The sequence below is a fragment of the Cupriavidus sp. OTU4054 genome, assembly GCF_038440175.1.
GTDB lineage: Bacteria > Pseudomonadota > Gammaproteobacteria > Burkholderiales > Burkholderiaceae > Cupriavidus > Cupriavidus pauculus_D.
In genome coordinates this window covers 551,900-561,765 of record NZ_JASATF010000001.1, presented here as the reverse complement: position 1 = coordinate 561,765, position 9,866 = coordinate 551,900, and the positions used below count along the sequence as shown (strand labels likewise).

The 9,866-nt window shown below is 59.9% G+C and carries 9 protein-coding genes; 3 read left to right on the top strand and 6 right to left on the bottom strand.

The window, feature by feature from the left end; translation table 11 throughout:
* Positions 1–404 precede the first annotated feature (404 nt).
* Together AAHB16_RS02820 and AAHB16_RS02815 are read left to right on the top strand one after the other, a co-directional pair.
* A complete protein-coding gene (locus tag AAHB16_RS02820) occupies positions 405–1,304 on the top strand; it encodes a hypothetical protein (protein ID WP_342050008.1) in 900 nt (299 codons plus the stop codon).
* Between the two features lie 124 nt (positions 1,305–1,428).
* Complete coding sequence (locus tag AAHB16_RS02815; RefSeq protein WP_342050007.1) at positions 1,429–1,731, top strand: UBP-type zinc finger domain-containing protein; 303 nt, start codon at positions 1,429–1,431, stop codon at positions 1,729–1,731.
* A 78-nt stretch (positions 1,732–1,809) separates the two neighbouring features.
* Here the strand turns inward: AAHB16_RS02815 and AAHB16_RS02810 are convergent, their stop codons facing one another.
* The 3 genes from AAHB16_RS02810 to pdxR form a co-directional block, all read right to left on the bottom strand.
* The gene (locus AAHB16_RS02810) at positions 1,810–2,691 is read right to left on the bottom strand and encodes a LysR family transcriptional regulator (RefSeq protein WP_342050006.1); all 882 of its coding nucleotides are present in this window, start codon (positions 2,689–2,691) and stop codon (positions 1,810–1,812) included.
* A gap of 270 nt (positions 2,692–2,961) precedes the next feature.
* Positions 2,962–3,699: an SDR family NAD(P)-dependent oxidoreductase gene (locus AAHB16_RS02805; RefSeq protein WP_150372207.1), complete on the bottom strand. Its 738-nt coding sequence runs from the start codon at positions 3,697–3,699 to the stop codon at positions 2,962–2,964.
* Positions 3,700–4,139: 440 nt separating this feature from the next.
* Complete coding sequence (gene pdxR, locus AAHB16_RS02800; RefSeq protein ID WP_342050005.1) at positions 4,140–5,633, bottom strand: MocR-like pyridoxine biosynthesis transcription factor PdxR; 1,494 nt, start codon at positions 5,631–5,633, stop codon at positions 4,140–4,142.
* Between the two features lie 151 nt (positions 5,634–5,784).
* On the opposite strand from pdxR, the gene AAHB16_RS02795 reads away from it, so the two are divergent.
* On the top strand, positions 5,785–6,231 hold the full coding sequence (locus AAHB16_RS02795; protein WP_011546755.1) for a carboxymuconolactone decarboxylase family protein: 447 nt from the start codon (positions 5,785–5,787) through the stop codon (positions 6,229–6,231).
* Positions 6,232–6,336: 105 nt separating this feature from the next.
* Here AAHB16_RS02795 and ada read toward each other — a convergent pair whose 3' ends face one another.
* The 3 genes from ada to AAHB16_RS02780 form a co-directional block, all read right to left on the bottom strand.
* Positions 6,337–7,470, bottom strand: a complete 1,134-nt coding sequence (gene ada, locus AAHB16_RS02790) for a bifunctional DNA-binding transcriptional regulator/O6-methylguanine-DNA methyltransferase Ada (protein WP_150372205.1) — start codon at positions 7,468–7,470, stop codon at positions 6,337–6,339.
* A 13-nt stretch (positions 7,471–7,483) separates the two neighbouring features.
* Entirely contained in the window at positions 7,484–7,891 is a 408-nt protein-coding gene (locus AAHB16_RS02785; RefSeq protein WP_150372204.1) for a YybH family protein, read from the bottom strand.
* Positions 7,892–9,168: 1,277 nt separating this feature from the next.
* The gene (locus AAHB16_RS02780) at positions 9,169–9,792 is read right to left on the bottom strand and encodes a TetR/AcrR family transcriptional regulator (protein WP_342050004.1); all 624 of its coding nucleotides are present in this window, start codon (positions 9,790–9,792) and stop codon (positions 9,169–9,171) included.
* Between the last annotated feature and the right edge of the window lie 74 nt (positions 9,793–9,866).

The window sequence follows — 9,866 nt, the reverse complement described above, 5'->3', positions numbered from 1 at the left end:
GCCGAGGTTGGATAGTAGTTCCATGAGACCGGCTCCTAACTGATTGGCCAAGTCAACCGAAGCAAGCGGGAACTCAGACGTACAGCAACCCCGGGCAATAAAGAAGAGACAATCTGAGGAGAATGGACATCAAGCCGACAATAACGTCCTGCTCGGGGCGCTCGTTCCCGAGTTCTCATCCAGTTTTGGTGACTGCACTGGATAAGTGAAAATTAGGGGTCGCAGCTTTCGATTTCCTTTCAGTTGTATGGTGTCGCGGGTATTCACCTGTAAAGATCGGGACGGCTCACTATGACGATAGTCACGCCTCCCACTCGCAGAATTGCCCTCTTCCGACCCAAATGGGGACAATAATAAGAGCAGCAACATTGGGCACATGTCGTATGACTTCAGGAGATCCCATCATGCAAGCACCTGTGCGAATTCTTCTTCAGACAACAATTCCGGCGGCGGAAGATGACTGGCACATTGGGCGCTTCTCGCTACTGCAAACTTATCTCGAGTCACTGACCGATGAGACCGGGCACAGGCTCTTTGATGTCACGTCTCGAAACCGTTCAGACGGTAGCGCTGATCCCATAATGGGAACGCTTGATCGCCTGGATTACGACGAGTTATGGCTGTTTGCCGTCGACGCGGGAGACGGAATTTCTGTTGCTGAATGCCAGGCAATTTCGCGTTTCCATGAGCGCGGAGGCGGCCTGATGGTGACGCGCGATCATCAGGATGTCGGTGCCTCGGTCTGCAATCTGGCGGGTGTTGGCCAAGCTCACCATTTTCACACCCGGAATCCAGATCCGGACGTGTCACGTCAAGTCAACGACGATCGCGGTGCACCCGACATTTCCTGGCCAAACTATCACTCAGGCCGCAATGGGGACTTCCAGAACGTACGGGCGGTAGACCCTATCCATGCCCTCTTGCTCAATCCTGACTCCCCCTCCGGCACGATCAAGCTGCTCCCAGCTCACCCCCATGAGGGCGCCATCGATGCACCTCCGGGCGAAAAGCGGGCGCGCGTCATCGCAACCGGCCAAAGTACCGCAAGCGCCCGCCCGTTTAACCTGCTGGTAGCGTTTGACCGCGCGCGAGATACGCACGGGAATCAACTTGGACGCGGGGTTGTCACATCAAGCTTCCACCACTTTGCCAACTACAACTGGGATCCACGCTGTGGCTGCCCGAGCTTCGTAAGCGAGCCTCCTGGCGACGAGGTCCTGGTGAATCCCTCTGGTCTAGAGGATGTGAAAGCCTTTGTGAGAAACGTCGCCCTCTGGATCGCTCCGACAAGGCAGCTTCAATAGGCGGACGCGGCAATGCCGCTCAGCCTATTTGTTCTGGCGAATCTGGCACTCGCCAGGAAGCGGTTGTAAGCTACAGAGGAGAGCAAACCGTCCTGAGCGCGTAGGACTGTGAAAAGGAGGTCGTATGAACGGCTGTAACCATGCGTATGCCATCCGTGATGTCGTGCCAAGCGCTCTAGGCTGTGAGGAATGCCTCAAAGTGGGCAGCCCGTGGGTGCACCTTCGATTGTGTCGAATCTGCGGTCACGTTGGCTGCTGCGATGCCTCGCCTCTCATGCATGCCCGCGCGCATTTCGAGGAGACTGGACATCCAATCATCGAGGGTTATGATCCCCCTGAGGGTTGGGGGTGGTGCTACATCGATCAGGAAGTGGTCGCGCTCCCGGACCAGACGCCGCAGCGAGGACCCATCCCGCGATTCGTCTGACGGAGCGCTTATCAGGTGTACATGAACGCGCTGCGTAGCGCTTGCAGCAGGCCGAGACCGGCCATTACCGGTCATTGCTCACGTCGTGAGTCGTCCTGCGACATGATCGGCAAGCGCCTTGGCTGCAGGCCGTGCACGCTTGCCCGCAGCAAATACAGCATTAAGTTCGAGCATGTCCATCTGCCAAGAGGGCAGTAGCTGGATGAGTCGGCCTTCTGATAAATCGGGTTCGAATGCACGCGAGGCCGCCGCCACGATGCCTTGCCCGGCCAGCGCGGCTTGGATGCCAACCTCGGCATTCGTCACGGCCAGGCTACCTTTCACTTCGACCGACACCTGCTTTCCGCGCTGCGTGAAAGTCCAGGTTCGCCCTGCCGGCGCCGGGCCGACAATGACTTCATGCGCTCCTAGATCGGCTGGCGTCGCCGGCATTCCGCGGTGGGCAAGATATGCGGGACTTGCCACCAGAATGCGTGGCCACACGGCCAGCCTGCGCGCCATCGCCGAGGAGTTGGGCAACACACCGAAGCGGAATGCCACATCTACGTTCTCGGTGACCAGGTCTTGCCGATAGTCATCGACGAGCAACTCGATCGACAACTGTGGGTGACGCGCACGGAATACTGGCAACGCCGGCAAGAGTTCACGGGACGCGAAGCTTGCCGACGTGCCAACGCGTAGCACACCCCGCAGCGCATGCGTACCGCGCGCGGCCTGCTCGGCTTCATCGAGTTGCGCGAGGATCGACTCCACGCGCGAGAGGAACTCGATGCCAGCATCAGTCAGGACCACGGCGCGTGTGGTGCGTGTAAACAGCGGCGTACCGATCTCGCGCTCGAGTGCGGCGATCATGCGCGACACGGTAGGCTGCGGCAGATCCATGTCCCGCGCGCCAGCGGAGAAGCTCCTTTTTCGCGCAACTCGAACGAAGACTCTCAATGCGGCCAGGTTCTCGATCATAAGCCCCCTTATGTCAGCGGTGAATAATACATAGAGCGCTATGCGTCTTCTCGCCCTTGCTTGCATGCGTCACGCTTCCCTCTGCCATCACTCATCAGCAAAGGGCATAGCAACCATGTCACTGCAAGACAAGCTCGATGCCATCAGGAATGATTTCGAGCCGAGGATGCCCGCCGAAAGCGCTACGCGTCATGCATGAACAAGGTTGGCAATTCTCGAGCCGGAGTCGCGCACATCTCCGCGCGTTGCTCCGGCTCGCGGCCATGCAAATCAGACTTGCGCGGCGCCGCCGTCAACGTAAAGTTCGACGCCCGTGATGAAAGCGCTATCGTCAGACGCGAGGAACAATGCTGCCTTGGCGAGATCATCGCCGGTTGCAAGGCGATCCAACGGCGCAACGGCGATCATCTGCGCCTTATGCTCGGGCGTGATCAGCACATCAAGGCCCGGCGTCTGCGTGTGGCCAGGCGCCAGCGAATTGACGCGGATCTTGCGGTCACGCAGGTCGTTGGTCCAGCCTCGCGCAAACGAACGGATGGCGCTCTTCGACGCGTTGTAGACAGAGAACTGGTCATACCCCTTGTTCGAGGCGATCGAGCCGACGAGGATGACCGATCCACCGTCGACCAGCAAGGGAAGTGCCTTCTGTACCGAGAACAGCGTGCCCCGTACGTTGATATCGAAGATCTTGTCGAAATGGGTTTCGGAGATATCCCCAAACTTACCGAACTCATACACAGCGGCATTGGCCACAACGATGTCGAGCCTTCCCGCCTGAACCTGGATCTCGCGATAGAGGTGATCGAGGTCGTCGAGATTGCCAACATCGCCGCGAATGCCGACGACACCGTGCCCGATCCTCTCGACGGCCGCATCGAGTTGTGCCTGACGGCGACCGGTCAAAAACACGCGCGCCCCTTGTTCTGCGAAATGCTGAGCGATCGAGAATCCAATGCCTTCACTAGCGCCCGTGACCAGGGCGATTTTTCCTTCAAGCTTACGAGTCATGCTGATGTGCTCCATTCTGTCTTCAATGCGACACGAACTGCGTCGCAGACTTCGAAGATAGGAGCGATCCGACCCGTCAGTAGACCTCGGATTCATCTAACAGTTATGTAAGCCGCGTATGGCTTTCCGGCATCGCCTCGCCCGCCGGCGAGGACGCTCTGCAGCCACGCCATTGATTTGGCCCCATCCCAATGTCTAGGTCGTTCTCAGATGTCGGAGTGCGCGGCAAACTCAAATGTCGGCACGAGCGTGCGGTTGGTGCGGGGAGGGCGGCTCGAAGGGAGATAGCGATGGGGCGTTGACGCCAAATTGATGCAATTTAGTTGCATGAAGGAGTGAGGCGGATGAAGGGCCGCCCGGGAGCGGCCAGCCCTGCAACGGTCCGCGATCGACCCTTGACAGGCGTTCGGGAAGCCGCCGGCGGTGGCCGTTTCCGACCCTTAGCGGTCGTCGATATTTCTAGAAAGCGGACGTTCGACGCCGCGTTGGCGACCGTTGGACTCATGTGGGCTACGACTTGATGACGCAACGATACCCGCAAGCGTCGCGCAGACGGTCTCGATGTTGTCTGGGCGGAGGTTTGTCGCGCTGAGTAGCAAGCCACCTTGTGCGTTGCTGCGGCGAAGATACCAGGCGGAGAGTGCCGAAGGCGCGAGGCCATGCGCCCGGGAAATGCCGACAACCATGCGGTCGTCGGCGGTTTGTGGCAGCGGTGCGATCACCCCCAGGCCCGCCATCATGGTGCCCGGCAGAAACTTGTTGACATGCGCCAGCGTCAGGCGTCGGCGCTCCGCATAGAGCGCCTTCATCTGTCGCAGGTGCCGCAGGTAGTGTCCATTCCTCAGAAACTCCGTCACCGCCAATTGGGTGGTCCGGTTCGGAGCTGGGGACAACACGGCGGATACCTCAACCAGACGCTCCGCCACTGAGCGTGGGGCAACGACGAAACCCAGGCCGAGCCCCGGGCTGATCGTCTTGCTGAACGCGCCGATGTGAACCACACACTCGGCACCTTCGCCTGCAGCAAGGGCCGGTGCGGCGCGGCCTTCGAGCTGTAGTTCTCCGAGATAGTCGTCTTCGATGATCCAGGCACCCCTTGTCGCCGCCCAGTCGAGCAGCGCATGCCTTCGTGCCGGCGACAGGGTCACGCCGAGCGGGGCATGCTGGCCCGGCGTGACCAACGCCAGCAAAGCATCTGGCGCGCTGGCGACGCCAGCCTCCACTCGCAGCCCATCGGCATCGACAGGTACGGGTATGACCGCTGCACCGATGATTTCCAGCGCGCGTCTTCCCAGTGGATAGCCTGGCTCCTCGAGCCACGCCTTGCGTCCATGCGCGCGCAGTGCGGTCAGTGCCAGCATCAGGCTTTGCCGGTATCCGCTGGTGACGATGACCTGATCGGGATGACATTGCATCTGCCGGCTTACGGCCAGGTGGCTCGCGATCTGGGCTCGCAGGGCAGGTTCGCCGCGCGGATCGGCATAGGCCGTGTAAGCGAAGGCATCGGCGCGTACGGCACGCGTGCGCATGCGGGCCCAGAGCTTGGCTGGGAATGCGTCGTGGGCCGGTACGCCCATCTGGAATGGAAGCGGGGCGCTCGAAAATGGGCGGGTGAAATCCGCTAGAGGCCCGTCAAGGGAAGCCTCGCCATCCGCTCGCTCCGCGGGCAGCCGCGCGCAAACGTGTGTGCCCGAGGAGCCTGCACCGAATACCAGATTCTCGGCGATCAACCGATCGTAGGCCACGCGGACGGTGCCGCGCGCGACGCCAAGTTGCGCAGCGAGGTCCCGGCCGGAAGGCAGGCGCTGTCCGGGTACGAGCCGGCCCTCGACGATTGCCTGGCGCAGGCTCGCATGGATCTGGTCGCCGATCGGCTCGGCGATGGCACGGTCCACCAGGATGGACAGCGCAGCGGGCGAATTCGGTTGATTCATTTTTGGGCCAGTCGTTTCGCCAGTTTTTGGGCCTGTTTCTCTAATGCCCAGCGGAGTAACGTTGCGTTATGACATGGATCGCGGCGCAAGTCGATAGGCGGCTTGGACGCGACGGCGACACTATTCGCATCACCCACGGAGAAGGACCGAGATGACCCGCATGAACTGGCAAGAGACCGCACCGGACGGCGCAAAGGCGCTTTTTGGTATCCACCACTACGTCACGAAGAAGACGAATCTCCCCGAGGAACTTGTCCACCTCGTGTTTCTCCGCGTCTCGCAAATCAACGGGTGCGCGCATTGCATCGACATGCATAGCCGCGATCTCAGAAAAACCATGTCCGTCGACAAAATTACGCTGGTGCCAGTGTGGGATGAGGTTGCGCACTTGTTCACCGATCAGGAGCGTGCCGCGCTGGCCTGGTCTGAGGAAGTCACGCGTGTCAGCGAAACGCATGCATCGGATGAAGCCTATGCCGCTGCTGCGGCGGCATTTTCGCCGAAGGACCTGGTTGACCTCACGATCGCCATCGCCGCGATGAACGCGTTCAATCGTCTCGGTGCGCCTTTCCGGGTGCCTGTTGCTGCCGTGGCGTAATTAACGCGGCGCGTACCCTGAAATCGTTTTGCCGAGCCTCTCTGGGCTGCGTTATGCCGGACGCTTCAAACCGGAGGCACGGCAATCGTTCATGATTATCGTCGCTCACGATTGCACGTGAGTGCAACGTTCACGGTCAAGCAGCGCCTGCTTGCGGTCAATGCCCCATGCATAGCCCCAAAACCTTCCATCAGTTCTGACTACGCGATGGCAAGGGATCGCAACGGCTAGCGGGTTGCCAGCGCAAGCGCTGGCAATATCAAGCTCCGACACGTCAGTTCCAACGAGGCGCGCGACCTGCGCATAGCTCAGTGTGCTTCCCACCGGAATTTTGCGAAGCACTTGCCAAACACGCTGTTGGAAAGCGGTGCCTCGAATATCGAGGGGGAGGTTCTTGTCGATAGCGGGCTGCTCGATCATACCGACGACGTTTGCCACCAACGCTTCAAACTCTTGATCGGCACCGATCAGATGGGCTTGAGGAAAGCGATCCTGCAAACCTTGCAAGAGAGCTTCGGCATCATCGCCCAGAAGGATGGATACGATTCCCTTGCGACTGGCAGCCACGAGGATTGCGCCTAGGGAGCACTGTCCCAAGGCGAAATGAATCTCTTCATTCTTGCCTCCCGCGCGATAGCTCGTGGGCGTCATCCCCAGCATGCGAGTCGCGTTCTCGTAGAAGCGACCGCTCGAGTTGAACCCAGCCTCGTAGAGAGACTCGGTCACGCTTTCCGAATGTTCCAGGGAGCCTCGTAACTTCATCGCGCGATGGGCTGCGGCATAGGCCTTGGGCGTCAGTCCCGTGAGTGATTTGAAGAGATGATGCAGGTAACGAGTGCTTCTGTTCACGTTCGCAGCTAGCGTTGCCAACGCTGGTTCGGCATTGTCCCGATCGATACGCTGTTCGATCATGCGACAAACCTCTGCAACCAATCGGGCATTGCGACTGCGCAGGGTTGGACCGTCTGGGTCGCAGCGGCGACAAGGCCGACAGCCCGTCGCTCGAGCCTCTTCAAGTGTGTCGTGTATGCGTACATGCTCCGGGCGCGCATGTCGGCTCGGACAAGACGGACGGCAATACACTCCCGTGGTGCTGACGGAGCACCAAAACCGCCCGTCCACAGACGCGTCTCGCTTCAGCACCAACTGCCAGCGAGGATCGCGCGCGGTGGCTGATAGATCGGAACGACAATCAATGCTAGCAATCGATTCGGTTAGGTCGGGCGGTTTGGACTTCATGAACGGCGGAATCTCAAGCTGCGCCCAGCATGCGCAATTGCGTTCCGAACGGATTGTCGATCAGGTACCGCCAGTAGCCGTCTGCTCCACGGCGTGCAATGTCATTCGCAGTGGCCACCATATGCACGGTTTGGCCGTCGAGCGCCTTTCCAATGAGAGACCAGTCGAGTACAAGTGAAGCAATGTCGCCTGCCACGAACAGATGCCTTTGGACAATTTGCATCTTCAGGCCGAGCTGGAAATACTTCTCCAGTTCCACGGCAATGGCCTCGCGTCCGATCTGCGGTACACCTGCCGCGTCGATTAGCATCCCTTCGGGATCGTAAAACTCGAGCATTACGTCCACATTTAGGGAGTTGATGTGGGCAAGCAGCGAATCAACAATGCCTTCTGGCGTTGTGGACAGGGAATAGGGTGACATGAACGGATCCTCGTTTCCTGGTGGTAGATAGCAAACTACCGCAAGTTTAAGAAGGCAACCCGCTCCGCGCACTCCGTTTTGTGCTTTCAAACTTTGGGGACTAAAGCCGTATCTGCTCCACTCCCGGCGAACCGCCACCTGAGCGCGGCCCTCTAGATCGGTACTTGTCATCGCAATGGCCGTCACGGAATCCCGGCAGCATTCCGAAGCAAAGCGATAACAAGCAAGTAATGGCCATGACCCCGAGCGGAGATGGCCTCCGCCGGCGCGCTGTAACGGCACACACGTCGCAATAGGGGAACGGAAGCACCACCGTAATCTCGGTGCCGGCCAGTCCCATCAAAGGCATGCGGCGCAGGTCCGTAGCCATCGGGCTGATCTTCGATATGGATCCGCAGTTGCAGCACGAATCAGCGGGCGCTACGAGCGGAACCTCGCTCGCGATTGGAAGGTTGATATACATCAGGGGGAGATGAACGAGTTTTTTGTTGCTTGGTCCCGCGGAGGAATGTGTCGCTGGCTCTCGTGGCAGGGAATTTAGCAAAACCGCCACGCCGCTCCCCCTATGCTGACGAGGGGTGTCGCGCAAACAACACACACTTGCCATTTTCATTGGGCGATTGAACGGCCGCTCCTGGCCGTCCTCGGACGACTGCGCCGAGTTGGGTGAAGGACCGCTGGCAGGACTTGGCGTGGCAGCCAGTGCGGCATCCCTATTTTCGATCAGCTCGCGGTCGTGGAAGCTCTTAATGGTGCAAGGGATCTCTAGCGCTTCCCCTGTCCCGGGCTCCAGCATAAGCACCATCGGCTCCCCTCTGTCGAGCCTGCGGCGTCGGCGGCGAAAACGCGGCCGAGCCAGTCAGTAGAAAACGGCAGGATTCGTCTTGCCAAGAACGGGAATCCCGCGTCGACCAGCATCTTCACTTTCGGAACGTCTGTGAGTCGCAGAACCCGATAGAGTCCCCGCTCAAACGTGCATCCACCATCTCGCTGGGAAACTGTCACGCACGGGCCCATCAATGGCTACCGGAATATGCGCATCACCATGGGTGCATTGTCCGGCGAGCCTGTACGAGGGAGTAATGGCGGCGAACCCCGGAAGATCGCGGTCTTCCGGGGTTTTTTTGGGGGGCGGGGGTTTCCGGTACGTACACTTTCGCCGCCGTATCCCCAGGCACCTCACGCGCCGATAAGCGTCCGCACCAAGGGCCGCGTCTGTCTCTACCGAAGAACAGACCACGGAGAACCAGCGCCTGCTGGCCGAGCAGGGCGGTCAGCTATCGAGCGCGCTTTTCGGCGCCGATACCGCCGAAGCACACGTCCAGCATGTGCGAGACGATGGCCTCGTCGTCGAGCTTCGCATAGATCCGGAGGTACTCCACTGCCGGATCGCAGGTCCGTGAGTAATAGCTGAACAGGATCACGTCGTCGGGCAGGCTCGCGTCGAGCGCGCCGGCCGCCTTTGCCTTGGCGACGAGTCCCTTCAACTGGCCGTTCAGTTTCAGCACCCGCGTGACATAGCCCAGGTTGCGCGTGAGCATGTCCCGCACACCGGGACTCGTCGAGGGCAGGAACGGCAGCCCTCCCTGAAGCCGCACGCGCAGCGCCCACTCCAGCAACGCCCGCAGGCGTCCCACCGCATCGAGATCGGCCGGCAGTTCCTCGAGGAACGACAGCGCTCCGTCGATCAGGCGGATCATCGCCGCGCCCACCAGCGCATCTTTCGACTTGAAGTGCTTGTAGAGACTCGGTTTGGAAATGCCGACCTCCGTGGCCACGTCGTCCATGGTCATCAGATCGAACCCCTTGCCAGCCAGGATGCGCGTCGCCGCGTCGAGGATCGCGTCCTCGCGCAATTGAAACGCCTGATCCTTGAAACTGAGCCTGCCGAAAATACTCATTAGTAAATCTCGCTACTATGTAGTAGTCTTCTTTCCGAAGTGGTAGCCTCATCTTAGCACTCGCAGTGCCCAAG

Bases quoted from the DNA above. Each gene is read 5' to 3' on its own strand.
- AAHB16_RS02820 (WP_342050008.1), top strand. From the start codon at position 405: ATGCAAGCACCTGTGCGAATTCTTCTTCAGACAACAATTCCGGCGGCG.
- AAHB16_RS02815 (WP_342050007.1), top strand. From the start codon at position 1,429: ATGAACGGCTGTAACCATGCGTATGCCATCCGTGATGTCGTGCCAAGC.
- AAHB16_RS02810 (WP_342050006.1), bottom strand. From the start codon at position 2,691: ATGATCGAGAACCTGGCCGCATTGAGAGTCTTCGTTCGAGTTGCGCGA.
- AAHB16_RS02805 (WP_150372207.1), bottom strand. From the start codon at position 3,699: ATGACTCGTAAGCTTGAAGGAAAAATCGCCCTGGTCACGGGCGCTAGT.
- pdxR (WP_342050005.1), bottom strand. From the start codon at position 5,633: ATGAATCAACCGAATTCGCCCGCTGCGCTGTCCATCCTGGTGGACCGT.
- AAHB16_RS02795 (WP_011546755.1), top strand. From the start codon at position 5,785: ATGACCCGCATGAACTGGCAAGAGACCGCACCGGACGGCGCAAAGGCG.
- ada (WP_150372205.1), bottom strand. From the start codon at position 7,470: ATGAAGTCCAAACCGCCCGACCTAACCGAATCGATTGCTAGCATTGAT.
- AAHB16_RS02785 (WP_150372204.1), bottom strand. From the start codon at position 7,891: ATGTCACCCTATTCCCTGTCCACAACGCCAGAAGGCATTGTTGATTCG.
- AAHB16_RS02780 (WP_342050004.1), bottom strand. From the start codon at position 9,792: ATGAGTATTTTCGGCAGGCTCAGTTTCAAGGATCAGGCGTTTCAATTG.